This window comes from Aeromonas dhakensis, from assembly GCF_002285935.1.
Lineage (GTDB): Bacteria > Pseudomonadota > Gammaproteobacteria > Enterobacterales > Aeromonadaceae > Aeromonas > Aeromonas dhakensis.
In genome coordinates, this window is sequence record NZ_CP023141.1 from 879699 (window position 1) to 905000 (window position 25302).

At 60.9% G+C, this 25302-nt stretch carries 23 protein-coding genes (1 of these 23 cut by a window edge); 9 read left to right on the top strand and 14 right to left on the bottom strand.

Annotated features, from left to right (window positions below; genetic code table 11):
• Window positions 1-40: 40 nt before the first annotated feature.
• From CK627_RS04360 to CK627_RS04370, 3 genes are all read right to left on the bottom strand, one after another.
• Window positions 41-520: a DM13 domain-containing protein gene (locus CK627_RS04360; RefSeq protein ID WP_017784671.1), complete on the bottom strand. Its 480-nt coding sequence runs from the start codon at window positions 518-520 to the stop codon at window positions 41-43.
• A 111-nt stretch (window positions 521-631) separates the two neighbouring features.
• Window positions 632-1039: a hypothetical protein gene (locus tag CK627_RS04365; protein ID WP_005307387.1), complete on the bottom strand. Its 408-nt coding sequence runs from the start codon at window positions 1037-1039 to the stop codon at window positions 632-634.
• Between the two features lie 272 nt (window positions 1040-1311).
• Complete coding sequence (locus CK627_RS04370; protein ID WP_095591760.1) at window positions 1312-1692, bottom strand: hypothetical protein; 381 nt, start codon at window positions 1690-1692, stop codon at window positions 1312-1314.
• Window positions 1693-2263: 571 nt separating this feature from the next.
• Here CK627_RS04370 and CK627_RS04375 point away from each other — a divergent pair.
• On the top strand, window positions 2264-2770 hold the full coding sequence (locus tag CK627_RS04375; protein ID WP_095591761.1) for a P-loop nucleotide/nucleoside kinase family protein: 507 nt from the start codon (window positions 2264-2266) through the stop codon (window positions 2768-2770).
• A 549-nt stretch (window positions 2771-3319) separates the two neighbouring features.
• Window positions 3320-4006 carry a hypothetical protein gene (locus CK627_RS22475; protein ID WP_021468820.1) on the top strand — a complete coding sequence of 229 codons (687 nt, stop codon included), beginning with the start codon at window positions 3320-3322 and terminating at the stop codon, window positions 4004-4006.
• Between the two features lie 163 nt (window positions 4007-4169).
• On the opposite strand, the gene glyS is transcribed toward CK627_RS22475, so the two are convergent.
• Entirely contained in the window at window positions 4170-6239 is a 2070-nt protein-coding gene (glyS, locus tag CK627_RS04385) for a glycine--tRNA ligase subunit beta (RefSeq protein ID WP_095591763.1), read from the bottom strand.
• A 9-nt stretch (window positions 6240-6248) separates the two neighbouring features.
• On the bottom strand, window positions 6249-7172 hold the full coding sequence (gene glyQ, locus CK627_RS04390) for a glycine--tRNA ligase subunit alpha (protein ID WP_005339464.1): 924 nt from the start codon (window positions 7170-7172) through the stop codon (window positions 6249-6251).
• 209 nt (window positions 7173-7381) lie between these two features.
• On the opposite strand from glyQ, the gene CK627_RS04395 reads away from it, so the two are divergent.
• Complete coding sequence (locus tag CK627_RS04395) at window positions 7382-7963, top strand: DNA-3-methyladenine glycosylase I (RefSeq protein WP_017784676.1); 582 nt, start codon at window positions 7382-7384, stop codon at window positions 7961-7963.
• A 77-nt stretch (window positions 7964-8040) separates the two neighbouring features.
• On the opposite strand, the gene CK627_RS04400 is transcribed toward CK627_RS04395, so the two are convergent.
• The gene (locus CK627_RS04400) at window positions 8041-10077 is read right to left on the bottom strand and encodes a bacteriohemerythrin (RefSeq protein WP_017784677.1); all 2037 of its coding nucleotides are present in this window, start codon (window positions 10075-10077) and stop codon (window positions 8041-8043) included.
• 255 nt (window positions 10078-10332) lie between these two features.
• Between CK627_RS04400 and CK627_RS04405 the strand changes: the two genes are divergently transcribed.
• Window positions 10333-10989, top strand: a complete 657-nt coding sequence (locus tag CK627_RS04405) for an OmpA family lipoprotein (protein ID WP_017784678.1) — start codon at window positions 10333-10335, stop codon at window positions 10987-10989.
• Window positions 10990-11133: 144 nt separating this feature from the next.
• On the opposite strand, the gene CK627_RS04410 is transcribed toward CK627_RS04405, so the two are convergent.
• Both CK627_RS04410 and tusA read right to left on the bottom strand, forming a co-directional pair.
• Complete coding sequence (locus CK627_RS04410; RefSeq protein ID WP_005307413.1) at window positions 11134-11481, bottom strand: RidA family protein; 348 nt, start codon at window positions 11479-11481, stop codon at window positions 11134-11136.
• A gap of 21 nt (window positions 11482-11502) precedes the next feature.
• A complete protein-coding gene (gene tusA / locus CK627_RS04415; RefSeq protein ID WP_005307416.1) occupies window positions 11503-11748 on the bottom strand; it encodes a sulfurtransferase TusA in 246 nt (81 codons plus the stop codon).
• Between the two features lie 171 nt (window positions 11749-11919).
• Between tusA and CK627_RS04420 the strand changes: the two genes are divergently transcribed.
• Complete coding sequence (locus CK627_RS04420; RefSeq protein ID WP_005307420.1) at window positions 11920-12111, top strand: hypothetical protein; 192 nt, start codon at window positions 11920-11922, stop codon at window positions 12109-12111.
• 72 nt (window positions 12112-12183) lie between these two features.
• Here the strand turns inward: CK627_RS04420 and CK627_RS04425 are convergent, their stop codons facing one another.
• From CK627_RS04425 to CK627_RS04450, 6 genes are all read right to left on the bottom strand, one after another.
• Window positions 12184-13422: an ABC transporter substrate-binding protein gene (locus CK627_RS04425; RefSeq protein WP_042051280.1), complete on the bottom strand. Its 1239-nt coding sequence runs from the start codon at window positions 13420-13422 to the stop codon at window positions 12184-12186.
• 4 nt (window positions 13423-13426) lie between these two features.
• Window positions 13427-14872, bottom strand: coding sequence for an ATP-binding protein (locus tag CK627_RS04430; RefSeq protein ID WP_005307426.1), 1446 nt, complete (start codon window positions 14870-14872; stop codon window positions 13427-13429).
• Window positions 14873-14924: 52 nt separating this feature from the next.
• Window positions 14925-15647 carry a response regulator gene (locus CK627_RS04435; RefSeq protein WP_010635539.1) on the bottom strand — a complete coding sequence of 241 codons (723 nt, stop codon included), beginning with the start codon at window positions 15645-15647 and terminating at the stop codon, window positions 14925-14927.
• A 342-nt stretch (window positions 15648-15989) separates the two neighbouring features.
• A complete protein-coding gene (gene fadA, locus CK627_RS04440; RefSeq protein ID WP_017780602.1) occupies window positions 15990-17153 on the bottom strand; it encodes an acetyl-CoA C-acyltransferase FadA in 1164 nt (387 codons plus the stop codon).
• A gap of 21 nt (window positions 17154-17174) precedes the next feature.
• Window positions 17175-19322 carry a fatty acid oxidation complex subunit alpha FadB gene (gene fadB / locus CK627_RS04445; RefSeq protein ID WP_095591764.1) on the bottom strand — a complete coding sequence of 716 codons (2148 nt, stop codon included), beginning with the start codon at window positions 19320-19322 and terminating at the stop codon, window positions 17175-17177.
• A gap of 202 nt (window positions 19323-19524) precedes the next feature.
• A complete protein-coding gene (locus tag CK627_RS04450) occupies window positions 19525-21462 on the bottom strand; it encodes an acetoacetate--CoA ligase (protein ID WP_095591765.1) in 1938 nt (645 codons plus the stop codon).
• A gap of 190 nt (window positions 21463-21652) precedes the next feature.
• Between CK627_RS04450 and pepQ the strand changes: the two genes are divergently transcribed.
• The 4 genes in view from pepQ to hemG are tightly spaced (at most 36 nt apart) and all read left to right on the top strand, a layout consistent with a single transcriptional unit that may run on beyond the window.
• Window positions 21653-22975, top strand: a complete 1323-nt coding sequence (gene pepQ / locus CK627_RS04455; protein ID WP_017780605.1) for a Xaa-Pro dipeptidase — start codon at window positions 21653-21655, stop codon at window positions 22973-22975.
• Entirely contained in the window at window positions 22975-23592 is a 618-nt protein-coding gene (locus CK627_RS04460; protein WP_095591766.1) for a YigZ family protein, read from the top strand. Before pepQ ends, CK627_RS04460 begins: the two co-directional genes overlap by 1 nt.
• A gap of 36 nt (window positions 23593-23628) precedes the next feature.
• Window positions 23629-25086: a TrkH family potassium uptake protein gene (locus CK627_RS04465; RefSeq protein ID WP_010635534.1), complete on the top strand. Its 1458-nt coding sequence runs from the start codon at window positions 23629-23631 to the stop codon at window positions 25084-25086.
• 7 nt (window positions 25087-25093) lie between these two features.
• On the top strand, window positions 25094-25302 hold the beginning of the coding sequence (gene hemG, locus CK627_RS04470) for a menaquinone-dependent protoporphyrinogen IX dehydrogenase (protein WP_024943017.1). Its footprint extends 316 nt past the window's final position; the window shows 209 of its 525 coding nt (coding positions 1-209); it begins with the start codon at window positions 25094-25096; its stop codon lies off the right edge, out of view.

A 25302-nucleotide genomic window follows, 5' to 3' on the forward strand; every position in this document is an offset into this window, starting at 1 on the left:
TGGTGTCCGTTTTTTTATGGAGAATGAGCCGGTTGTAAAGTTACGGCCGGTAGCGGGCGGCGGTGATGAACTGGCCGAAGGTCTCGCACCAGATGATCACGCTGTCGTAATCGGCAGGATTCACATCGGCAGGCAGGGGGACGATAAAGTTGTCGAAAGTCTTCACCGACCCGATCTTCACCATCTTCTCCTTCAGGCGGGCAAAGTCGGCCTCGGTCTCGACGAAGGTGGGCGACAGGTAGAGCTGGTAGTCGGGGCCCGGCGCCAGCTTGCCCATCAGGCTGATGGCATCGGGCCCTATGCTGACCTGCCCCTCACCCCAGTGCAGCCGGTCGCTGTCTTGCAGATCCCGGCGAAAGGAGCCATGAAAGCTGGCCTGGGCCTGCCGGGCGGCAACCTGCTCGTTGGCGGGGGCGGGCGGGGCGATTAGGATCGGCAGGGCATAGATGCCGGCCGCAAAGCCGGCGGCGCCCACCAGCAGATGGCTGGCCAGCAGCAGGGCCAGGGTCTTGCGTTGCATAAAACCTCGGTCGTTGATTAATTGATGGCTCCACCCTACCAGCAGGCCGCCGTCATGCCCAGCCCAGGAGGGGGCATAACGGTGGTTGCACGGGCATCGCGTTGGTGGGGCTTACTGGATGCTGACCGACAGGGTGTGGGGCACCTGCTCGCCGCGGCGGGCGGAGGCGCGCATCTGATAGACCTGGATCAGGTACTTGCCGGAGGCGGGCAGGGCGCCTTGCCACTGGCCATCGCCATCGTTGCGGCCCAGAGCTTCGGCCTGACCGGGCTGGGCACCGGGGGCGAAGACGTTGAAGTTGGCGTTGCTGCTGCCGCCAATCTTGACCGTCATGGTCTGGCCCGCCTTGGCCACCAGCGTGTAGTGGATGGTGTCGTAGCCCGCGAAGCTGCCCTTGAGCTGGGCGCTGTGGGCCCCCTTGGCAAACTGCACCGGGACCGTGGTGATCTTGTCGGCGGCCTGCGCACCGGCGGCGGCCATGGTGACGGCCAGCAGGGCGGCCTGGATTGCTCGTTTCATCGTTGCACCTCGTGAAGGGGCCCTGTCACCCTGGCAGAGCCGCCCTGACAAGATATGACTAAATCGGCGGACTGGCTATCCGGGTGGCGGCCGGGTCAGATGTGTCGATGGGGTAGATGTGGCGCGAACGGGGGAGATACCTGGCGACGCTATCTTTGCATGTTGCAGCGCAAGGCAAGCGACGGTCGCGCGGGTTGTTAAAGCCGGGCGCTGCTGACTGGCCCGGCTTGGTGTTCACTCCCTTTATCGCACGAATCAGTGCGCGGACAGGATTAGGGGTTGAAGCTGCGGGTGATCTTCAGCTGATGAATACCGCCGGAGCACTGGGCATCATTGCCCCAGGCGCTGACCGGCAGGCCGCGTTCCAGCGCCAGCAAGGCCATCTCGAACATGCCCCTGCCGGGGTAATCATTCAGGTTCTTGAAGACATGGAAGCTCGTGTTGCCCTGCTCATAATTCTTTTCCCATGAGATGACCACCGCATTGCCCGCGTCGGGGCCGCCACTGGCCGACTTGATATAACCGGCATGGACATCGGTCAACATGACCTGATCAAGACACTGCACATCGACCCGGTAAGTGGCCAAGGCACTGGTAGAGCACATCAGGGCGGACAAGGCTGCCAACATAACGAACTTCTTTTTTATGATCATTCTACACATCTCCATCTGTGTGTTTCAGGTGAATGGCGGAAATTAAAATGGAGAGGTGGAAAAGGCCATGGCTATTTAATTCAGATAAATCTGATATTGATGCTATATATCTTTTTTCAATTTTATTGTTTGGGTTGCTTATTTTGATTGGGTGATAACTTATTGATTTTCAATGGTTTGTTTTTGAATGTGGGTGTCACTATTTTTCATTGTCACGATGGTATTAAAGATGGTTGGATATATAAAACAATCCGTTTTTAATGCTTTGTTATTTATATTTAGCCATGTTTTGGCAGAAATCACGGCTTGATTGATGAGGTACAATAACGAGAAATGGGGCGCACAAAATATTTTTGTGGCTATTGCTATCCATCGGCAGCAGCCAGCCTGCATATGCATTTTGATGATCGGTAGAGAGGCTGGCTTATATGCGCGCGTATTCGATAACGGCTATCGCTCAAGGGAGTCCGCTGACGGGCATATCCCGTGCAACCTTGAACAAGACGCTGTGGGCGCGATGGCAATCCGATACCCTATGGCTCGGGTTCTTCTTTTATCACGGGAATGGAACATGCTGATCATCTTCAGTGGTTTGCCGGGCAGTGGAAAAAGCACCATAGCGCGAGCCCTGGCCCGGCGGCTGGGCGCCGTCTACCTGCGCATCGATACCATAGAGCAGGCCATTCGTGCCGAGGAACAGGCGGATCACGAGATGGGGCCGGCCGGTTATTTCGTTGCCTATGGGCTGGCCAGAGAGAACCTGGTACTTGGCTCGACCGTCATCACGGATTCCGTTAACCCCATCCAGCTCACCCGGGATGCTTACCACGATATCGCCCGCTCGGTCGGGGTGCCCTGTCTCGATGTCGAGGTGGTCTGCTCCAACCCAAGCCTGCACCGCGAGCGGGTCGAAAACCGGACGGTGGATATCGAGGGGCTGGCATTGCCGGATTGGCAGGCGGTGATCACTCGTGATTATGAACCCTGGGACAGTGAGCGTCTGGTACTGGATAGCGCCACTCTGTCGGTCACCCAGAGCGTGGAAAAGATTATCGCCGCATTGGCACAGGAATCGTAGGCTCGATTAGCGCAGCGTAATCGAACGATTGAGAGGCTTTGACTGCAACTGTTGTCGTGAAACCGGGGTGGCCAGCCAGAGGGAGAAATTCGGCTGGCTGTTATGGCGGGGGAATAGATTTACGCGAACGTCCGATTACGCCTGACGGCTAATCGAACCTACGGGTTGCCCCCTTCTCCCCTTGTGGGAGAAGGGTTGGGGATGAGGGGGTGTTTTGCCAACCCAAGGTCAATGTTGGGCTTCTCGATGTTCGGCACAGACCGGCATGCCCCGCAAGCCACCGCTTTCTGTAGGTTCGATTAGCGCAGCGTAATCGGACGAACGAGAGGTTTTGATTGTGGTTGTGGCCGTAAAATAGGGGCGGCTAGCCGGAGGGGGAATTCGGCTGGCTGTGATGGCGGGAGAGTTGATTTACACAAACGTCCGATTACGCCTTCCGGCTAATCCAACCTACGAGCTGCTCGGGTGAGGGAAAAATAGGTGGGTGTCACAGTTTTTAATTGTGTTAATGTGTTTTTATTAAATTTTTCAGGGATATGAGTAGCAATTATGGATATTGTAGATTTTATAAGGCAATTCATTTTTGAGTTATCAGGGCAATTGAAAGCATCAGACTTATACCTCACGATATTTGCAGCTTTATTAGGTGCAGTGGTCGGAGTACTACTTACAATCTTTGTGTCGTTTCTCTCTGGCTTTCTGAATAAATTAAGCTATAACAAGTCGGCAAGAATGCAAATTCATGATTTAACAGAATCTAATATCATGCGATGTAAAGTTAATATAGGTGTTCTAGATAATGAGATTGATGGATTATCTTCTCGGGGAAAATTCACATTGAATGGTCTTGCTTTGCTACAAGACTACGAAAATACGTTGCTTTATACACCCGCAAAATTTAGACCTACAGAGTTTTTTTTAATCCGCATGCAAACCACAGCATTGAACTCACATCATGCGCAACTAGCGTCAATGCTAGAACAAAGAGCTAGGCTCGATATAGAGATTAGAAAAGCCTCCCAAGGTGAGCAGGAGTGGGAATTAACAGGGCTAAGGCTCGAATATGATAGGCACCTTAAAAATAAGTTTTCTGAGATACAAGAGTTTACAAAAGCCCTTAGAGATTATGTTGACCTTGGATGCCTCAAACGATTTTTTATGAATTTCATTCCCCTGAAAGTGATTCAAAAAAAGTCAATGGAAGTGGTCATGGAAACTCCAACTCAGACCAACTAACTGGCACTCTACATCGTATGGGCGGACCTATTAGGTAGAGCTGTTGGTTGTTTATTAACCACCGCACTTCCTGTTTTATTAGTGAATGTTAAATATATTGGTAAGGACTCAATAAAAACGGCGCCTTAAGGCGCCGTTTTGAGATGTTGCTAACAAACCGTAATCACTGCAGCAGGGAGATATCCGCCACTTGCAGGAACAGGTTGCGCAGGTTGTTCAGCAGTGCCAGACGGTTGGCTTTGAGGGCTTCGTCGTCGGCCATCACCATCACTTCGTTGAAGAAGGTATCGACCGGCTCGCGCAGGGCGGCCAGACGGGTAAGGGCAGCCTGATAGTCACCGGCGGCGAACAGCGGGGCCAGTTCGGCTTGCAGTTCAGCAACCTGGGTGGCCAGCGCCTTCTCGGCCGCATCGACCAGCAGTTCCGGTTTGACGGCAGTCGGCAATTCGCCTTCGACCTTGGCCAGAATGTTGCTCACGCGCTTGTTGGCGGCAGCCAGTGCCAGTGCGGCATCCAGGGTGCGGAAGTGGCTGACGGCCTTGACGCGACGATCGAAGTCGAGCGGACGGGTCGGACGGCGGGCCAGCACGGCCAGCACCACGTCGGCGCCGATGCCTTCGTCCTGATAGGCGGCACGGAAGCGGCCCAGCATAAAGTCGACCACGTCGGTGACGACGGTTTTGTTGGTCAGCTTGTCGCCGTAGACGCGTACCGCTTCTTCAACCAGTTCAACCAGATCCAGATCCAGCTGTTTCTCGGTCATGATGCGCAGGGCACCGATGGCGGCGCGACGCAAGGCGAACGGGTCCTTGTCACCCTTGGGCAGCATGCCGATGCCGAAGATACCGGCCAGGGTGTCGAACTTGTCGGCCAGCGCGACGGCGCAGGCTACCAGACCGGACGGCAGGGCATCGCCGGCAAAACGCGGCATGTACTGCTCGTTGAGGGCCACGGCGACCGCTTCGTCTTCGCCATCGTGACGGGCGTAGTGCATCCCCATGACACCCTGGGTGTCGGTGAACTCGCCGACCATGTTGGTCATCAGGTCACACTTGGAGAGCAGACCGGCACGCTTGGCCTGAGCCACGTCGGCGCCGATACGCTCGGCGATAAAGCCGGCGACGGTCTCGATGCGCTCGACCTTGGCCTTGACGGTGCCCAGCTGTTGCTGGAACAGCACGGTTTCCAGGCGCGGCAGGCGGGAGGCCAGAGTCTGCTTGAGGTCGGTCTTGAAGAAGAACTCGGCGTCTGAGAGACGGGGGCGAACCACCTTCTCGTTGCCGCTGATGATCTGGCTCGGGTCTTTGGACTCGATGTTGGTGACGAAGATGAACTTCGGCAGCAGCTTGCCGTTCTTGTCGTAGACCGGGAAGTACTTCTGGTCACCCTTCATGGTGTGCACCAGCGCCTCGGCCGGCACGGCCAGGAACTTCTCTTCGAAGTTCGCGGTCAGCACCACAGGCCACTCGACCAGAGCGGTGACCTCTTCCAGCAGGTCGTCGTCCAGATCGGCCACGCCACCGAAGGCGGCAGCGGCCGCTTCGGCGTCAGCCTTGATCTTGGCCTTGCGCGCCATGAAGTCGGCAATCACCATGCCGCGCTCCTGCAGGATCTGCGGGTACTGGCTGGCGTTGTCGATGGTGAATTCGCTCTCGCCCATGAAGCGGTGACCGCGAAGGGTGCGGGCAGAGTCGATACCCAGAATGTGGGCGGGCACCAGATCCCCATCCAGCAGCAGGGTCACGGTGAAGACCGGACGCACGAACTGGATGGTCTTGTCGCCCCAGCGCATCATCTTCGGGATCGGCAGCTTGGCCAGTGCGGAGGCGACCAGTTCGCCCAGCAGATCGACGGCCGGACGGCCTTCGACCTTGGCGGTGTGGACCAGCCACTCACCCTTGTCGGTGACCAGACGCTCGGCCTGTTCAACGGTGATGCCGTTGCCACGGGCCCAGCCTTCGGCAGCCTTGGTCGGCTTGCCTTCGGCATCGAACGCCTGGGCCACGGCCGGGCCGCGCTTCTCGACGCTCTTGCTCGGCTGCTCGCCGGCCAGCGCGTGTACCTTCAGCGCCAGACGGCGCGGTGAGGCAAACCACTCGACGTCGCCGAAGGCCAGATCGGCCTTGGTCAGCTCGGCTTTGAAGTTGTCGGCAAAGGCTTCGGCCAGGGAGCGCAGGGCTTTGGGCGGCAGCTCAGCAGTACCGATCTCTACCAGAAATGTATGTTGTGCCATGTCCGTTCCTTAACCTTGCTTGTTCTCACTGCGCTGACACATAGGGAAGCCCAGCGCTTCGCGGGAGGCGTAGTATGCCTCTGCCACGGCCTTGGTCAGGGTGCGAATGCGCAGGATATAGCGCTGACGCTCGGTGACCGAGATGGCCTTGCGGGCATCCAGCAGGTTGAAGGAGTGAGCGGCTTTGAGGATGCGCTCGTAGGCAGGCAGCGGCAGCGGTTTTTCCAGTGCCAGCAGATTCTGGGCTTCCTTCTCGTACTGCTCGAAGCAGTGGAACAGGAACTCCACATCGGCGTGTTCGAAGTTGTAGGTGGATTGCTCCACCTCGTTCTGGTGGAACACGTCGCCGTAGGTGGTCTTGCCCAGGGGGCCGTCAGACCAGACCAGATCGTAGACGCTGTCCACGCCCTGAATGTACATGGCCAGACGCTCGAGACCGTAGGTGATCTCGCCGGTCACCGGCTTGCACTCGAGGCCGCCAACCTGCTGGAAGTAGGTGAACTGGGTCACTTCCATGCCGTTCAGCCACACTTCCCAACCCAGGCCCCAGGCACCCAGCGTCGGGTTTTCCCAGTTGTCTTCCACGAAGCGGATGTCGTGGATCTCGGGATCCATGCCCAGCTCTTTCAGGGAGCCCAGATAGAGTTCCTGAATGTTGTCGGGGGAAGGCTTGATGATCACCTGGAACTGGTAATAGTGCTGCAGGCGGTTCGGGTTTTCACCGTAGCGGCCGTCAGTCGGACGGCGGGACGGTTGCACGTAGGCGCAGGCGATGGGCTCGGGGCCCAGGGCGCGCAGGCAGGTCATGGGGTGAGAAGTACCGGCACCCACTTCCATATCCAGCGGCTGAATGATGGTACAGCCCTGGCGGGACCAATAGTCCTGCAGCTGCAGGATCAGGCCCTGAAAGGTTTTGACATCGAATTTTTGCATAATTTTTTTCGCGCGAAATGAAATCAGAGCAAGATTTGCTGAATGTGAACCGAAGGAGTATACCGTCTGGCATGGTCGGATAATAGGCGAAATTACAGCGGATTAATGTGATGGCGCTGCGCCGGGCCTGGGCGGGAGGGGTTGTCGGCACTCCCACGCCCGGGTTGGCATCGACCCCGGGGATTGGATGAAATGACAGGAGAGAGGGAATGGAGTTGCGTTGCGCCTGGGTGACCAAGGACCCGGAATATATCGAATACCATGACAAACAGTGGGGCAGGCCGGTCCATGATTCGCGCGAGCTGTTTGCCAAGCTCTGCCTCGACGGCCAGCAGGCGGGGCTGTCGTGGATCACCATCCTGAAGCGCACCGAGAGCTACCATCGCGCCTATGCCGACTTCGATCCGCTGCGCATCGCGCAGTTCGACGAGCAGGATGTGGAGCGGCTGATGCAGGACACCGGCATCATCCGCAACCGGCTCAAGGTGCAGTCGATCATCAAAAATGCCCGCGCCTATCTGGCGCTGGAGGCCGAAGGCGTCGACTTTGTCGATTATCTGTGGGGCTTCGTGGGCGGCGCCCCCATCGTCAACCAGCGCCAGGGCAACGGCGACATTCCGGCGACCTCGCCGGAGTCGGATGCCATGTCCAAGGCGCTCAAGAAACGTGGCTTCACCTTCGTCGGCAGCACCATCTGCTACGCCTTCATGCAGGCGGTGGGAATGGTGAACGATCATCTGGTGACCTGCCCCTGCCACGCCGAGTGCCAGCAGGGCCCTGCGCGCCAATAAACCGGGCGCAAGGTAAATAGAGAAGGGAGGCTGATGCCTCCCTTCTGCATGTCGGCATGGCGCCTGTCATGGGGCCGTCAGGCGATCCCGGCCTGGCGCAGGGAGCCCGAGTACTGTTTGTCGACCTTGGAGATATGGTTGAGCAGCCAGTTCTTGAGAAACACCAGCAGCTCCATGTTGAACTCTTCGTCGTCCGGGCCGTTGCGCTGCATCAGGGTATCGAGCTCCGCCAGCAGCCGGGCGTGTTCCTCTTTGTGGCGGCGCAACTCGGGGTAGCCCGCCTGCTCCATCACCTGCTCCTCGTCGGCGAAGTGCCGGGTGGCGAGCTTGAGCAGCTCGTCGAGCCGCTGCTTGCGAAGCTGGGCCGGACTCTTGTCGAGCACCGCCTGGTAGAGCCGGTTCATCGCCTCGAACAGGCCAAGATGCTGGCTGTCCATGCTGGGCACCTGCACCATGAAGGCCTCGTTCCAGTGCAGCAGATCCTGATCCTGGGTGGCTGAGCCAGCCTTGCTGACGTCGAACTGATCGCTGATGAGGCCGATCTCCTCGTTGGCCTGGTTCATGTCCCGGGTGTGGCTGCGGCTCTGGCGCGCCAGCTCCAGGCATTCGCGGGCGATGCTGGCGACCTCCATCACATTGCGGTTGGTCTCTTCGGTGACCTGGGCCTGCTGGCCGGCGGCGGTGGCGATGTGGCCGTTCATGTCGTTGACCCGGGTGATGGCCTCGACGATGGCGGTCAGGGTCTCGCCGGTGCCCGCCGCCTGGCTGACCGCCTGTTCGCTCACGTTGCGGGTGGTGTGCATGGTGGTCACCGCGTGGCGGGTGTTGTGCTGCAGCGCCTCGATACGCTGCTGAATGTCGACGGTGGCGGCCTGGGTGCGGGTCGCCAGCTGGCGCACCTCGTCGGCCACCACCGCGAAACCGCGGCCCTGCTCGCCGGCCCGGGCCGCCTCGATGGCGGCGTTGAGGGCCAGCAGATTGGTCTGTTCCGAGATGGTGCGGATCACCTGCAGTATGTTGCCGATCTGGGTGCTCTCCTGATCCAGCTGGGTGACTTCCCCGGCGGACTGTTCAATGTGGTCGGCCACCTGGCGGATCAGGGTGATGGTCTGGCTCACCTGGCGCTGGCCGTCGTGGGCCTGCTGCTGGGTCAGCAGGGTGTCCTGGCTGGCCTGCTCGGTGTTGTGCTCGATGTTGTGGACGGTGGCGGTCATCTCGTTGATGGCGGTCGCCAGCATGTCGGTATTCTGCTGGGCCTGCTGCATGCTGCTGAGGGTGCTGCCGGAGTGGGCCATCAGCAGCGCCATCTTGTCGTGGGTCTTGCGCGACACCAGTTGTACCGTGCCGATCAGGTTGTCGATATTGCCGAGGAAGCGGTTGAACACTTCCGCCAGATAGGCGAACTCGTCCTTGCCCTGGCTGTGCAGCCGGAAGGTGAGGTTGTGGCTGTGGTTGGCCAGCTCGACCAGCTGGCCCATCAGATGCTGCAGCGGGCCGACGGTCTTGCGGTAGATGAGCAGCAACATCAGCAGGATGACGGTCAGGCTGACGGCCAGCTGCAGCATGTCCTGACGCTGCAGGGTCTGGCTCTGGGCACGGATATCCTGTTCCCGCTGCTTGAACCCTTGCTGTTGCTGTTCCAGCACGGCCGCGACCTGGCTGGCGATGTTGTCGGTGAGGGCATCGAAGCCTTCGTTCGGCTGCTTCATCAGCTGGTTGCCAGCCTCGCGCCCCTCTTTCAGATAGATGTCCACCATCCGCTTGCCGATCTCCAGCTGACGGGTCAGCAGCGGGGTGAGTGGCGCCTGCAATTGTGGCAGCCGCTCCAGCAGCTGGCGAGCCGCCTGGGCGTGCTGCTCGGCCTCGCCGATGGAGTCCATCTCGCCGGAGACGGCGGCATCGGTCAGGAACTGCTGAACCTGGGTGGTGTGATACCGCAGCTCCTGCAGGGTGATCTGCTCGTTGGCGCTGAGGATGAGCTGGTTGGGCAGCTCACCGAGGCGGGCGGTCAGGCTGCTGCGCCAGAGCCCGCCCAGCACCATGGTGAGCAGAATGATGAGGCTGGCACTCAACAGCAGGTGCCGGATAGAGACGTTGCGAAGCAGTGCGGACATGAGAGACCCCTGAGCACTATTGATGGTGCATTCAATAGTAGCCAATGGAGACGTATTTGGTCCGTTGAACAAGGGGATAGGTCAGGGGGGGGGGTGGCCTGGTTCCGGCTGCCGGTTCAGGCGGCATCCAGCCAGCCTGCGGATACTGGGACGTGGGCAGAGAGGGGCGTGACGCTGATAACGTCACACCTTGGCACACCTCTGGGGTAGAATGCGCCCTCTTTGGATTTGAGTCGGTTTTTTTAGAGGTTTTTCATGCATTTCAAGACAATCGTTCCCGCCGTTGCTCTGGCCGTCGCCCTGAGCGGCTGTACCACCAACCCCTATACCGGCGAGTCCCAAACCTCCAAGGGCGCCTGGGGCGCACTGGCGGGCGCCGCTGCGGGTGCCGCCGTGGGTGCGCTCTCCTCCAGCAAGGGTGACCGCAAGAAGGGGATCCTGACCGGCGTGGCCGCCGGTGCCGCCTTGGGTGGTGGTATCGGCTACTACATGGACGTGCAGGAAGCCAAGCTGCGCGAGAAGCTGCAAGGCACCGGCGTCAGCGTGACCCGCAACGGTGATCAGCTGATCCTCAACATGCCGAACAACGTCACCTTCGACAGCTCCAGCGCCCAGCTGAAGGCCGCCGGTGCCAACACCCTGTCCGGCGTGGCCATGGTGGTCGCCGAGTTCGACAAGACCCGCCTGAACGTGGTTGGTCACACCGACAGCACCGGCTCCCGCGAGCTGAACATGAAGCTCTCCGCCCAGCGCGCCGATGCCGTCGCCGCCCAGCTGATCGGCCAGGGTGTGATCGGCAGCCGCATCGCTACCAGCGGCGTGGGCCCGGATCAGCCGGTCGCCACCAACAGCACAGCCGAAGGCAAGGCCCAGAACCGTCGGGTGACCATCACCCTGACCCCGACCGCCTAAGCGGCCCGGTTCGCAGCCATAAAAAAGGCCCCGCCAGCGATGGCGGGGCCTTTTTATTGGGCCGTTGCGAGCAATGACGCCTTGTTTTTTACCCCCTTCTCCCCTTGCGGGAGAAGGGGCGGGGATGAGGGGGATAATTGCCTCTTAGACTGCCGCAGTCAGCTGCACTTCTACCTTGTAGCCTTCGTGGGCCAGACGGGCTTGTACACAGGCTCTCACCGGTGCGGTACCCGCCGGAATCCAGGCATCCCACTGCTCGTTGAAGGCGGCGATGTCTGCAATGTCCTTGAGATAGATGTTGGCCATCAGGATCTTGTCGACGCCGGAGCCATTGGCTTCCAGCAGGCGCTGCAGGCTGGTCAGCACTTCGCGGGTCTGCTGGTGAATATCGGCGGTGTCGGTGGCGGGCACTTCCACCACGTAGAGGGTACCGTTGTGAATGACCACGTCAGACCAACGCTGGGTGGTGCCGATTCGGGTAATAGCTGGCATGGATTGCTCCGGTAGTGTGGCTCATTGACCCTTGCGGATCAGATAGCGGTAAGGGGCCTGCTCTGTCTCGCTGGCGACCAGGGTGTGATCCATGAAGCGGCAGAAACTGGGAATGTCGCGGGTGGTTGAGGGATCGTCGGCACTGACCAGCAGGGTCTCCCCGTCAGCCATCAGCCGCACTTTTTTACGCACCATCATGACAGGTTCGGGACAACGAAGCCCGATTGCGTCCAACTCGTGAGTCGCGTCGCAGAATAAAGCACTCATCAATAATCAACCTTCAACCAAATCAGCTGCCAATGATACTCACGGCGAAAAAATAATCAAACGACCTGGGCTGTCAACAGCATATGTAACCAAAGTGTTATCCGGCCCTACCCACACCCCGCCGTATGAGTAATATAAAAATTGAACCATATTCAACAAGGAGGTGTGAATATGCAGGTCTCCTACGGCAGATTACAAGCCTACGCAGGCATGGGGTTCTTGTCTTTCGCCATGATAGTGATGGGCAGCCCGATCGGTAACACCGGCACCTGGTTCGGTTCCATGGTGATGATCGGACTGGGGCTCTGGATCGAGCTCAGCGATTACTACGACGAGGATGAGGACGAAAACGATCAATCCTGACCCCAAGACTCTCACGATGACAAAGGCGGATATCTCATCCGCCTTTGTCGTTTCTGGCCGCAGGGAAAAGCGTCAGCGGGTCGAGCGCATGGCCCGCTCCAGATGCAGGGCGGTCAGCTGCGGGTTGGCTCTGGGGTCGTTGAAGAAGTTGCTCAGCACATCCATGATCGCCTGGCGCATGTTGGTCGGCGTCGCCATCCCCTCGGCCATGCTGGGCAGCAGGTTGCCCTCTCGCTCCGCCTGCAGGAAATCCTGGTAGGAGCGCACGGCGCAGCGGTCGAACTTGCTCATGTCCGGTTTGACCAGCGCCGGGATCGAACCCTTCACCCGGTTGAACTCCTGCTGGAAGCGCGGCGTCATCAGCAGCTGGGCCAGTTCGCCCTGGGCCTGCAGCTGGGCGGGATCCCGCTGCTTGAACATGGCGATGGAGTCGAGGTTGTAGCTGAACAGCCCCTGGCTGCCGGGGCTCGGCAGGCACTCGATATCCTCGCCGGGCCGATAGTTGCCGGCGCTCAGCTCGCCCTTTACCCAGTCCCCCATCACCTGCATGGCGGCGCCGCCGCTCTCCAGCAGGTTGGTGGCCTGGTGCCACTTCAGGCCGGCGTATTTCTCCGGCACATAGCCGCGCAACTGCTGGAAGCGGGTCAGCACCCGCACCATGTCGGGACCGGTCAGGGTGGCGCTGTCCTGTTCCACGAACGCCTTGCGGTAGAACGCTTTGCCGCCTTCGCCGAGCGCCACCGTTTCGAACAGCACCGCCAGCTGCCAGGGTTCGTTGCCGATGGCGAGCGGGGTGATCCCTTTCTCCTTGAGCCGGTCGGCCACGGTCACGAACTGAGCCCAGCTGGTGGGCGGGGTCAACTTGTTGCGCTCGAAGATCTTGCGGTTGAGCCACAGCCAGTTGACTCTGTGGATGCCGGTGGGTACCGCCATCAGGGCGCCGTTCTGGCTGAGGGTCTCCCGCACCATGGGTGGCAGCTGGGGGTACCAGCCGAGGTGCTCGGCCATGGGGCTGAGATCGCGCAGGAAGCCGAGTCCGGCCCACTCCCGCAACTCGAACCCCTTGAGGTGGGCAGCCTCCGGCGGGTTGGCCGCCAGCGCCCGACTTTTCAGCACCGTCATGGCGCTCTTGCCGCCTCCCCCTTGCACCGCGAAGTCGTTCCACTGGTTGCCCTGCTCTGTCCATTCTGACTTGAGCACCTCCACCGCCTTGGCCTCGCCGCCGGACGTCCACCAGTGCAGCACCTCCACCTGGGAGGCCTCGATCGGCAGAGACAACAGGGCGATGACAGAAAAAGACAACCACTTCATAAGGTTACTGCCTTGGTAGGGAGAGGGTGGCCTGCAGGCCGCCCTGCGGACGATTTTCCAGCACCAGATCGCCGCCGTGGGCGTGGGCTATGTTGCGGGCAATGCCCAGACCCAGGCCGGTGCCGGCCAGATCCGTGCTGAGCCGGTAGTAGGGCTCGAAGATGCGTTCGAACTGATCTTCCGGCAAGCCGGGGCCCTCGTCCATGATGAACAGGATCAGCATCTCTTCGTCGTCCATGATGATGATGCGCACCTTCTGGCCGTATTTGATGCCGTTGTCCACCAGGTTGCCGATGCAGCGCTTGAGGGCCAGCGGTTTGCCGCGGTAGGGCTGCTTGCAGTGGCCTTCGATGGTCAGCCGCTCGTCGTGCAGGTTCATGGCCTCCGCCATCTGTTCCAGCATGGCGTCGATGTCGAGCTGCTCGATGTTCTCGTGGATGTCGGTGTCCTTCACCGTCTGCAGCGCCCCCTTCACCATCAGCTCCAGCTCGTCCAGATCCTTGTTGAACTTGGCGATCTGCTGCTCGTCGTCGAGCAGCTCGACCCGCAGCCGCAGCCGGGTGATGGGAGTCTTGAGGTCGTGGGAAATGGAGCTGAACAGCCGCTCTCTATCGTCGATATAGCGGCGGATGCGGTGCTGCATGATGTTGAAGGCGCGGGTGGCCGCCACTATCTCGGAGGCTCCCTCTTCCTTGAGAGAGGGCTGGTCGATGTCCTTGCCGAGGTTGACTGCCGCCTTGGCCAGCCGACGCAGTGGCCGGGTCTGCCAGCGCACCAGCAGGAAGGTGAAGAAGCAGAGGAACACCGTCATCAGGGCGATGAAGCGCACCTGGTTGCTGGGCATGACGGTGTCATCCAGCGTCATGTAGGGGGCGGGCAACAGGGCCGCCAGATAGAGCCATTCCCCCGGCTCTATCTCGATCTGGGTCACCAGTACCGGCGGGTTGAGCGGCTCCAGCGACAGGGTATAGCGGGCCCAGGAGGAGGGCAGATCCGCCAGCAGGGTGTCGTTGTTGAAGACGTGCAGATCCTCTGGCCGCGAGAAGTCCACCTTGATCGCCATGGCGTCGGAGAGCTTGCGAGTCAGTACCCCCTGCACCTCCTTGAGCACCAGCGTCTTGCGCTCGCTGTCGGGGATGGCGCTGATGTGGATCTCCTCTTCGTTCAGGGAGACGAAGAAGCGGCTGCCGCCCATGTTGCGCAGCTGGTCCAGCGCGATGTGGCGATACTGCAGCGGCAAGGATTTGAAGAAGTTGACGGTGGAGGCGGCCGACAGCGCCAGGTTGCGGGTGGTGCTGAGCATGCCCTCCAGCTCCCGCTTCTGGATCTGCTGCATCCAGATGCCGGTGAGAATGGTCTGGGAGAGCAGGATCGCCAGCAGCAACAGCAGCAGCATCCGCGACAGCAGGGAGCGGGGTACCAAGACCCGCCAGAACCACCTGCTATTCATGGGATCTCTCGCCTTGTGTCGATCAGCATGCCGTCGCTACCTTGCCGGGCCATCATGGGATCTCGTGCACCTCGGCGATCAGCATGTAGCCGCTGCCGCGAATGGTCTTGATGATGCGCGGGCTCTTGCCGTTGTCACCCAGCTTCTGGCGCAGTCGGCTGATCTGTACGTCGATGCCGCGCTCCATCGGCAGGCTCTCGCGACCGCGAGTGGCGTCCGAGATGGTATCCCGGTCCAGCACCACGCCGGGCTGCTGCAGGAACATGCCGAGCAGCATGGCATCGCTGCCGGAGAGATCCAGCAGGCTGCCATCTTCGTGAGTCAGCTGGTGGCTCAGGGTATCCAGGGTCCACTCGGCGAAGCGCAGCCGACGGCTCGGCTCCTTCTCTTTCTCCGGCTGGCGAAATTCGGCGCGGCGCAGCAGCGCCTTGATGCGGGCCTGTAGCTCGCGCGGGCTGAACGGCTTGGCGATGTAGTCGTCGGCACCGAGTTCCAGCCCGATCACCCGATCCGCCTCGTCGGAAGCGGCGGTCAGCATGATGATGGGAACCTGAGAGTCGCGACGGATCTGCTGGCAGAGGGTAAAACCGTCGTCGCCAGGCATCATGATATCGAGAATGATGAGGTCCGGGCTGTGCTGGGCGAGCTGCTGGCGCATCTCGTTGCCCTCCGCTGCGGTCAATACCTCGAAGCCAGCCCTGGTCAGGTATTCATTGAGCAGCTCGCGGATCTCTTGGTCGTCGTCGACGATCAGCAGTTGTTTGCTCGTTGACATATGTATGTGCATCCACCCATTTTTTTGTGCAGATTGAACCTGTCGGGGGAGCAAAAAGCAAGCAAGCCCCCCATCTAATGTGAGGTTATGGGCAATATCCTCCCATATCCTGCCGTGCAAATAAAAAAGGCCGACCCAAACGGGCCGGCCAAGACGCAGATGCTGACGACAGAAGTGCACCCCGTGTGGCGCACTCCACAGACTCGATGACGGGGCAGTCTGACCGGCCCCAAAACCTGCGATACGGGCCGCTTCGCCGGGAAGCAGAAGCGGGCCCATATTGTAAAATTCGGCCCCTGGCGGGGTACTGCCCGGACCGGCGTACCAGTCCGGGGGATAGACTTACACTCGCTCGAACACGGTGGCGATGCCCTGACCCAGGCCGATGCACATGGTGGCCACGCCCAGGGTCGCGTCCTTCTCTTCCATCAGATTGATCAGGGTGGTGGAGATGCGGGCGCCGGAGCAGCCGAGCGGGTGACCCAGGGCGATGGCGCCGCCGTTCAGGTTGACCTTCTCGTCCACCACGTCTTGCAGACCCAGATCTTTCACGCAGGGGAGGGATTGGGCGGCAAACGCCTCGTTCAACTCGAACAGATCGATGTCACCGACGGTCAGGCCGGCGCGCTTGAGCGCCTTCTGGGTGGCCGGCACCGGGCCGTAACCCATGATGGCGGCGTCGCAGCCGGCGATGGCCATGGCACGTACCTTGGCGCGCGGGGTTAGACCGAGCGCCTTGGCGCGGTCCGCACTCATCACCAGCATGGCGGCGGCGCCATCGGACAGGGCCGAAGAGGTGCCGGCGGTGACGGTGCCGTTGACCGGGTCGAACACCGGGCGCAGCTGGCTCAGGGTGTCGACCGTGGTCTCGGGGCGGATCACCTCGTCGTAGTCGTAGAAGAAGCGGGCGCCGCTGGCGTCGTGCCCTTCCAGCCCGACGATCTCCTTGGCAAAACGCCCTTCCACGGTGGCGGCGTGAGCGCGGCGATGGGAGCGGGCGGCAAACTCGTCCTGCTGCTGACGGCTGATGCCGTGCAGCTTGCCGAGCATCTCGGCGGTCAGCCCCATCATGCCGGAGGCTTTCGCCACGGACTTGGCCATGCCGGGGTGGAAGTCCACCCCGTGGCTCATGGGCACGTGGCCCATGTGCTCGACGCCGCCGATGATGAAGATGTCGCCGTCACCCACCTGGATGGCGCGGGAGGCGTCGTGCAGCGCCTGCATGGAGGATCCGCACAGCCGGTTGACGGTGACCGCCCCCACCTGTTTCGGGATGCCGGCCAGCAGGGCGGCGTTGCGGGCGATGTTGAAGCCCTGCTCCAGGGTCTGCTGCACGCAGCCCCAGTAGATGTCCTCGATCTCGTTCGGGTCGAGGTTGGGGTTGCGCAGCAGGATGGATTTCATCAGGTGCGCGGACAAGTCTTCTGCACGCACGTTGCGGAAGGCGCCGCCCTTGGACCGGCCCATCGGGGTCCGGATACAGTCGACAATGACTACGTCTTTCATGAATGGATCTCCTTTCCGCAATCAGTAGAAGGTTTTGCCCTGGGCGGCCATCTCACGCAGCTTGTCGCTGACGCGGTAGAGCGGGCCCAGGTCGGCATACTGGTCGGCCATGGCGACATAGCGATCCAGACCGATAGTGTCCAGATAGCGGAACACGCCGCCGCGGAAGGGAGGGAAGCCCAGACCGTAGACCAGCGCGATGTCGGCTTCGGCTGGGGTGGCGACTATGCCCTCTTCCAGACAGAGCACCACCTCGTTGATCATCGGGATCATCATGCGGGCGATGATGGCGTCCTTGTCGAAATCCTGTTTCGGCTTGGCAATCGGGGCCAGCAGCTCGTAGCTGGCGGCATCGGCCACCTTCTTCGGCTTGCCCTTCTTGTCGGCCTCGTAGGCGTAGAAGCCCTTGCCATTCTTCTGACCGAAGCGGCTCGCCTCGTACATCACGTCGATGGCGGTGCGGCCTTCCTTGCTCATGCGCGCCGGGAAGCCCTGCGCCATCACGTCACCGGCATGGTGGCCGGTGTCGATGCCGACCACGTCCAGCAGGTAGGCGGGGCCCATGGGCCAGCCAAACTCCTTCTCCATCACCTTGTCGACGGCGGCGAAGTCGGCGCCATCGGCGACCAGCTTGTTGAAGCCGAAGAAGTAGGGGAACAGCACGCGGTTGACGAAGAAGCCCGGGCAGTCGTTGACCACCACCGGGGACTTGCCCATGGCGGCGGCGTAGGCCACCACGCGGTTGATGGTGTCGTCCGAGGTTTGCTCGCCGCGGATGATCTCCACCAGGGGCATGCGGTGCACCGGGTTGAAGAAGTGCATGCCGCAGAAGTTCTCGGGGCGTTTCAGGCTCTTGGCCAGCAGGGAGATGGGGATGGTGGAGGTGTTGCTGGCGAGCACGGCGTCTTCGCCGATCACGCCTTCCACTTCACTCAGCACGGCCGCCTTCACTTTCGGGTTCTCGACCACGGCCTCGACCACCACGTCCACATGCTTGACGTTGTCATAGCTGAGGGTCGGGGTGATGGCGGAGAGCACCTGGCCCATCTTGATGCCGTCGATGCGACCGCGCTCGAGCTGGCCGTTGAGCAGCTTGGTGGCTTCGCCCATGCCAAGTGCCAGCGCCTTCTCGTTGATGTCCTTCATCACCGCCGGGATGCCCTTGCTGGCGGACTGGTAGGCGATGCCGCCCCCCATGATGCCGGCACCCAGTACGGCGGCATGGCCGGTGGCCTTGTTTGCCTGCTTGGCGGCCTTCTTGGCCAGCGCCTTGATGTGCTGATCGTTGAGGAAGATGCCGACCAGCGCCTTGGCCACGTCGGTTTTCGCCAGCTTGATGAAGGTGGCGGCTTCGGCGGCCAGCGCTTCATCACGACCCATGCCGGCGGCGGCTTCCACCGTCTTCACGGCGGCCATGGGTGCCGGATAGTGTTTGCCCGCCACGGCGGCAACCATGCCGGCGGCGGTGGTGAAGCTCATCATGGCTTCCAGTTTGGAGAGACGCAGAGGGGCCTTCTTGGCGGCGCGGCGGCTCTGCCAGTCCAGCTTGCCCTTGATCGCGTCCTTGATCATCTGCACGGCGGCGCTGTGCAGCGCATCCGGGGCGACCACGGCATCGATAGCACCCACCTTGAGGGCGTCATCGGCACGGTAATCCTTGCCGGTGGTGATCCACTCCAGCGCGTTGTCGGCGCCGATCACCCGCGGCAGACGGACGGTGCCGCCAAAGCCCGGCATGATGCCGAGTTTGGTCTCGGGCAGACCGATCTTGGCCGTGGTGTCGGCCAGCCGGAAGTCGGTGGAGAGAATGGTCTCGCAGCCGCCGCCCAGGGCGTGGCCCTTGATGGCGGAGAGGGTCGGCACCGGCAGATCTTCGATGGCGTTGAAGATGTCGTTGGCCTTTTTCAGCCAGCCGAGCAGATCTTCCTGCGGCAGATCGAACAGTTCCAGGAATTCGGTGATGTCGGCGCCGACGATGAAGGCGTCTTTGCCGGAGGTGAGGATCAGACCTTTTAGTTCACGTTCTTGTTGTAATGCGGCGATCGCTTCGCTCAGGGAGAGCAGGGTAGCGCGATCCAGCTTGTTGACTGAACCCGGAGCATCGAACCTCAGCTCGGCAATGCCGTCTTCGAGGTAGCTGACCGTCAGGGTTTCGCCTTGGTAGATCATGAGAGTGTCTCCTTGTTCCCACATGGTGGGGGGTGGTGCTCCTTTATCCCCAGCAGGGGGCGAGGCTCACTATTGATCCAAAAGAAGACAATTTCAACACCTATTTAAAACATTTGTTTAACAGATGTCGAGTAAAAGCTCGCCTCAGATTAACAATCAAAATAAAGGCGTCTGATGACGCCTTTATTAACCTTGTGTGGCCTCAGCTGGCCAGCTCGGGCCGGTCGCGATACTGGCTCAGCACCTCGGGATCGGCGAGGGCGTGGGTGTTGTTGACGGGCCGATTGTGCACCACTTCCCGCACCGCCAGCTCCACTATCTTGCCGGACTTGGTGCGCGGAATGGCGTCTACCTGCAGGATGCGGGCGGGCACGTGGCGGGCGGTGCAGTGCTGGCGCACCTGCTGGCGGATGCGCTCGCGCAGCGCTTCATCTAGCTTGAGACCAGGCTTGAGCTTGACGAACAGCACCACCCGCTCGTCTTGCTGCCACTGCTGGCCGATGACGATGCTCTCTTCTACTTCCTCCAGTTGCTCGACGTAGCGGTAGATCTCGCTGGTGCCGATGCGCACGCCCCCCGGGTTGAGGGTGGCGTCGGAGCGACCGTAGAACAGGATGCCACCGGTCGGGGTCAGCTCGATCCAGTCGCCGTGGCACCAGATGTTGTCGAACCGCTCGAAATAGGCGGCGTGGTACTTGTTACCGCTGTCGTCCCCCCAGAAGCCGATGGGCTGGGCCGGGAACGGCTTGGTGCAGACCAGTTCACCCTTTTCACCCTGTACCGGCTGGCCTGCTTCGTTGAATACCTGCACCGCGAGGCCGAGGCCGCGCCCCTGACTCTCGCCGCGGTAGACGGGGCTGAGCGGGTTGCCGATGACGAAGCAGGAGCAGATGTCGGTGCCACCTGAGATGGAGCTGAGCTGCACATCCCGCTTGATCTGCTGATAGACGTAGTCGAACCCTTCGGGAGAGAGCACGGAGCCGGTGCTGCAGATGAGCCGCAGGTGCGGCAAGTCGTGGGTCTTGATAGGGGCATAGCCCTGCTTGTGCAGCGCATCCAGGTATTTGGCCGAGGTGCCGAACAGGGCGACCTCTTCATCGCGGGCCAGATCCCACAGCACGTTGCCGTCCGGGTAGAAGGGGGAGCCGTCGTAGAGCACCAGGGTGGCGCCGGAGGCGAGCGCGCTCACCAGCCAGTTCCACATCATCCAGCCGCAGGTGGTGAAGTAGAAGATACGCTCCCCCGGCTTGATGTCGCAGTGCAGCTGGTGCTCTTTGAGATGCTGCAGCAGGGTGCCGCCGATGCCGTGCACGATGCACTTGGGCTTGCCGGTGGTGCCGGACGAATAGAGGATGTAGAGCGGGTCGTTGAAGGCCATGGGCTCGAACTGCAGGGCGGCATCCGGCTGGTCGGCCAGGATCTGACGCCAGTCGTGACCCAGCTGCAGGGGGTGGTCCAGCAGGGGGATCATGACCGTCTGCTCTATGCTGTCGATCTGGCCGACGACCTCCGCCACCTTGTCCTGAATGTCGATGGCCTTGCCGTTGTAGCGATAGCCATCCACCGCAAACAGCACCCGCGGCAGGGTCTGGCCGAAGCGCTCCACCACGCTGGCTTCGCCGAAATCGGGGCTGGTGGAGGTCCAGATTGCCCCCAGACTGGTGGTCGCCAGCATGGCCACCACGGTCTCCGGAATATTGGGCAGATAGGCTGCCACCACATCGCCCCGGCCGATGCCCTGGCTGCGCAACCACTGGGCCAGCCTGGCCACCTGATCCGCCAGTTCGCGCCAGCTCCGGGTCTGGCTGGGGCCCCCTTCGATGCGGGAGATGATGGCCGGCGTGTCATCCTGGCGGCGCAGCAGGTTTTCGGCGAAGTTAAGCCGGCTGTCGGGGAACCAGCGGGTGCGCTGCATCTCCTGGCGGTTCTCCGCCACTATGTTGCCGAGCTCTCCCTTGACGCCGCAGTGCTGCCACACCAGCGGCCAGAAACGGGTTGTCTTCTCCACCGACCACTGGTAGAGCTGGGCGTAGCTGTGCAGCTGCAGGCCGTGGAAGCGGTTGACCTCGGCCATGAAGTGCTGGAGGTTGGATTGCTGAATCCGCTCCTGATCCGGTTGCCACAGGCAAAGGTTGTGCATGAGTAGTCCCTGACTGCATGTATCTACCGGCAGTGTATTGAATTGTTTTTTATTTGTTAATGGTTGGTTTTTGTTTCATAACAAAAGCCTTGTAACGTATGCGTTACCTCACGAAGCGATAGCTTGACGGTTCGAGCCTTGATTCGCTTGATGTTATGCTGAAACCACATTTCTCCCGGAGCAGGACGCCATGAGCAGCTACAGCCAACTTTTTGCCCAGCACCTCGACACCTTGCAGCAGCGCACCCGCGACATACTGCAACAGCAGGGACTGGGCGGTCTGGCCATCCACTCCGGCCAGACTCACCGCATCTTCCTCGATGATCAGGATTACCCCTTCAAGGTGAACCCCCAGTTCAAGGCCTGGTTGCCGGTGCTGGACAATCCCCACTGCTGGTTGCTGGTGGACGGGGTGAACAAACCGGTGCTGCTGTTCTACCGGCCGGTGGATTTCTGGCACAAGGTAGCGGACCTGCCCAACGCCTTCTGGGTCGACTTCTTCGATATCCGCTTCCTGACCCGTCCGGAGCAGGTTGCCGATCATCTGCCGGCCAACAGGCAGGAGTGGGCCTATCTGGGTGGCCATCTGGAGGTGGCCGAGCTGCTGGGGCTGGGCCAGCCCAATCCGGAGGCGGTCCTCAACTATCTGCACTACCACCGTGCCTACAAGACCCCCTATGAGCTGGAGTGTCTGCGCGATGCCAACCGCATCGGGGTACGCGGCCACATTGCGGCCAAGGACTCCTTCATGGCGGGGGCGAGCGAGTTCGAGATCAACCTGGCCTACATGAAGGCGGTCGGGCAGGGGGCCAATGAGGCGCCCTACGGCAATATCGTCGCCATCAACCGCAATGCGGCCATCCTGCACTACACCCATCTCTCCACCCTGCGGGTGCCCGATGCGGAGCGCTACTCCTTCCTCATCGACGCCGGCGTGGACGTGCACGGCTATGCCTCCGACATCACCCGGACCTGGGCCTGGCGGCGCGGCGAGTTTGCCGATCTGATCGCGGCGCTGGATGCCCAGCAGCAGGAGATCATCGAGGAGATCAAGCCGGGCCGCCGTTACAGCGAGCTGCATCTGCAGATGCACCACAGGCTGGCGCGCCTGCTGCAAGCTACCGAGCTGGTGGACATGTCGGTGGACGAGATGATCCACACCGGGGTGACCAACGTCTTCTTCCCGCACGGCCTCGGCCACTTCCTCGGCCTGCAGGTACACGATGCCGGCGGCTTCATGCAGGATGAGCGCGGCACCCACCTGTCGGCCCCCGAGCAGTTCCCCTATCTGCGTTGCACCCGGGTGATGGAGGTGGGCCAGGTGTTCACCATAGAGCCGGGCCTCTACTTCATCGACAGCCTGCTGGAGCCGCTGCGCCAGGGCGAGCAGGGCAAGCGTGTCAACTGGAACAAGGTCGAGGCACTGCGCCCCTATGGCGGCATCCGCATCGAAGACAACGTGGTGCTGCATGCCAACGGGGTGGAGAACCTGACCAGACAAGCAGGGCTCTGATGGCGGCGGACTATTCCATACCGGCCGCATCGCTGGAGGTGAGTGAAGAGATCAAGAAGAGCCGTTTCATCACTTACCTTGCCCACACGCCGACCGTCGAGGCCGCCAAGGCCTGGATTGGTGATATAAAGCAACAACATCCCGGGGCCCGGCATCACTGCTGGGCCTTCGTCGCAGGTGCCCCGCAGGACAGTCAGGTCTATGGCTTCAGCGATGATGGTGAGCCCTCTGGCACCGCCGGCAAGCCCATGCTGGCCCAGCTGATGGGGTCGGGTCTCGGCGAGGTCGCCGCCGTGGTGGTGCGCTATTACGGTGGCGTGCTGCTAGGCACCGGCGGTCTGGTCAAGGCCTACGGCGGTGGCGTGGGGGCGGCACTCAAGCAGCTCGAGACCCACATCAAGCGCCAACAGACCACCTCTCTCATCCAGTGCGACTATGTCGACATGGGGGCCGTAGAGGCCCTGATCCAGGCTTATCAGGGCCAGTTGCTGACGGCCGACTATGGCGCCAGCGTCACCCTGCAGGTGGCGTGGGAGTCCGCGCTCTGGGCCCGAATCGCACAGGAATTGACCGACCGAACCCAGGGTCGGGTATCCCTTCGTCCCTTAGATGGCTAGAATCCATCGCTCTTTTGGTCTGAAGAGGGAGCCGGAATGCAGATTCTGAGCATCATTCGTATCGTTGGCCTGCTGGTCGCACTGTTCAGTTCGACCATGCTGCTGCCTGCGATGGTTGCATTTGGCTATCGTGATGGTGGTGGTGCCGAGTTCGTCAACTCCTTCTTCATCGCTCTGCTGCTCGGCGCCGCACTCTGGTTTCCCAACCGTCATCAGAAGAAGGACCTCAGGTCCAAGGAGGGCTTCCTCATCGTCGTGCTGTTCTGGGTGGTACTGGGCAGCGTCGGGGCCTTGCCGTTCCTGCTGGGGGAGGTGCCCGGCATGACGGTGTCCGAGGCCTTCTTCGAGTCGTTTTCCGGTCTGACCACCACGGGGGCGACCGTGCTTACCGGGCTGGACAACCTGCCCAAGGCGTTTCTGTTCTATCGCCAGCTGCTGCAGTGGCTGGGGGGCATGGGGATCATTGTGCTGGCGGTGGCCATACTGCCGCTGCTCGGCATCGGGGGCATGCAGCTCTATCGCGCCGAAATTCCGGGGCCGGTCAAGGACAACAAGGTCACCCCGCGTATCGCCGAGACGGCCAAGGCGCTCTGGTTCATCTATCTGCTGCTCACCTCCCTCTGCGCCCTGGCGTACTGGATGGCGGGCATGACCCTGTTCGATGCCATCTGTCACTCCTTCTCCACCATGTCTGTGGGGGGCTTCTCGACTCACGATGCCAGCATAGGTTTCTTCAACAGCCCGGCCATCAACTTGATCACAGTGCTGTTTCTATTGCTGGCGAGCGTGAACTTTGCCCTGCACTTCATGGTGTTCGCCCACAAGCCGGTGCGCCTGAGCAGTTATCTGCGGGACTCCGAGCTCAAGGTGTTCCTGAGCATCCAGTGTGTACTGGTACTGATCTGCTTCGTCTCCCTGTTGTTCCACGGCCACTACGACACCTGGCAAGATGCGCTCAACCACGGCCTGTTCCAGGCGGTGTCGCTGGGCACGACTACCGGTTACAGCACCACCAGTTATGCGGATTGGCCCTCTTTTCTACCCATGTTGCTGATGTTCTCCGCCTTCATCGGCTGCTGCGCCGGCAGTACCGGTGGCGGCATCAAGGTGATGCGTTTCATGATCCTGTTCCTGCAGGGGATGCGCGAGCTGAAGCGACTGGTGCATCCACGCGCCATCTATACCCTCAAGCTGGGCCGTCGCGCCGTGCCTGAGCGGATTGTGGAGGCCGTCTGGGGCTACTTTGCCACCTATATCATTCTGTTCTTCATCTTTATGCTGTTGTTGCTGATGACCGGCTTGAACGAGGTGACCGCCTTCTCTGCCGTGGCGGCCGCGTTTACCAACGTGGGGCCGGGGCTGGGGGAGGTGTCGGCCAACTTCGGCAATATCTCGGCAACGGCCCAATGGATACTGGTGGTCGCCATGTTGTTTGGTCGATTGGAAATCTTTACGCTTCTGGTACTGTTTACCCCTGCATTCTGGCGTAGTTGAGGTTGGTATGGACAAGATTTTGGTGCTTTATTCTTCCCGTGACGGGCAAACGCGAAAAATCGTCGATGCCATGCTGGCTGAGATCGAGGGATGCGAGGTGGTGATGCAGGATCTGCACAGCCTGCCCATGTGCAACCTCAGCAAGTTCAAGAAGGTGCTTATCGGCGCTTCCATTCGCTATGGCAACTTCCACCCCAGCCTGTTCAGCTTCATTCA

Bases quoted from the DNA above. Each gene is read 5' to 3' on its own strand.
- CK627_RS04360 (WP_017784671.1), bottom strand. From the start codon at position 520: ATGCAACGCAAGACCCTGGCCCTGCTGCTGGCCAGCCATCTGCTGGTG.
- CK627_RS04365 (WP_005307387.1), bottom strand. From the start codon at position 1,039: ATGAAACGAGCAATCCAGGCCGCCCTGCTGGCCGTCACCATGGCCGCC.
- CK627_RS04370 (WP_095591760.1), bottom strand. From the start codon at position 1,692: ATGATCATAAAAAAGAAGTTCGTTATGTTGGCAGCCTTGTCCGCCCTG.
- CK627_RS04375 (WP_095591761.1), top strand. From the start codon at position 2,264: ATGCTGATCATCTTCAGTGGTTTGCCGGGCAGTGGAAAAAGCACCATA.
- CK627_RS22475 (WP_021468820.1), top strand. From the start codon at position 3,320: ATGGATATTGTAGATTTTATAAGGCAATTCATTTTTGAGTTATCAGGG.
- glyS (WP_095591763.1), bottom strand. From the start codon at position 6,239: ATGGCACAACATACATTTCTGGTAGAGATCGGTACTGCTGAGCTGCCG.
- glyQ (WP_005339464.1), bottom strand. From the start codon at position 7,172: ATGCAAAAATTCGATGTCAAAACCTTTCAGGGCCTGATCCTGCAGCTG.
- CK627_RS04395 (WP_017784676.1), top strand. From the start codon at position 7,382: ATGGAGTTGCGTTGCGCCTGGGTGACCAAGGACCCGGAATATATCGAA.
- CK627_RS04400 (WP_017784677.1), bottom strand. From the start codon at position 10,077: ATGTCCGCACTGCTTCGCAACGTCTCTATCCGGCACCTGCTGTTGAGT.
- CK627_RS04405 (WP_017784678.1), top strand. From the start codon at position 10,333: ATGCATTTCAAGACAATCGTTCCCGCCGTTGCTCTGGCCGTCGCCCTG.
- CK627_RS04410 (WP_005307413.1), bottom strand. From the start codon at position 11,481: ATGCCAGCTATTACCCGAATCGGCACCACCCAGCGTTGGTCTGACGTG.
- tusA (WP_005307416.1), bottom strand. From the start codon at position 11,748: ATGAGTGCTTTATTCTGCGACGCGACTCACGAGTTGGACGCAATCGGG.
- CK627_RS04420 (WP_005307420.1), top strand. From the start codon at position 11,920: ATGCAGGTCTCCTACGGCAGATTACAAGCCTACGCAGGCATGGGGTTC.
- CK627_RS04425 (WP_042051280.1), bottom strand. From the start codon at position 13,422: ATGAAGTGGTTGTCTTTTTCTGTCATCGCCCTGTTGTCTCTGCCGATC.
- CK627_RS04430 (WP_005307426.1), bottom strand. From the start codon at position 14,872: ATGAATAGCAGGTGGTTCTGGCGGGTCTTGGTACCCCGCTCCCTGCTG.
- CK627_RS04435 (WP_010635539.1), bottom strand. From the start codon at position 15,647: ATGTCAACGAGCAAACAACTGCTGATCGTCGACGACGACCAAGAGATC.
- fadA (WP_017780602.1), bottom strand. From the start codon at position 17,153: ATGAAAGACGTAGTCATTGTCGACTGTATCCGGACCCCGATGGGCCGG.
- fadB (WP_095591764.1), bottom strand. From the start codon at position 19,322: ATGATCTACCAAGGCGAAACCCTGACGGTCAGCTACCTCGAAGACGGC.
- CK627_RS04450 (WP_095591765.1), bottom strand. From the start codon at position 21,462: ATGCACAACCTTTGCCTGTGGCAACCGGATCAGGAGCGGATTCAGCAA.
- pepQ (WP_017780605.1), top strand. From the start codon at position 21,653: ATGAGCAGCTACAGCCAACTTTTTGCCCAGCACCTCGACACCTTGCAG.
- CK627_RS04460 (WP_095591766.1), top strand. From the start codon at position 22,975: ATGGCGGCGGACTATTCCATACCGGCCGCATCGCTGGAGGTGAGTGAA.
- CK627_RS04465 (WP_010635534.1), top strand. From the start codon at position 23,629: ATGCAGATTCTGAGCATCATTCGTATCGTTGGCCTGCTGGTCGCACTG.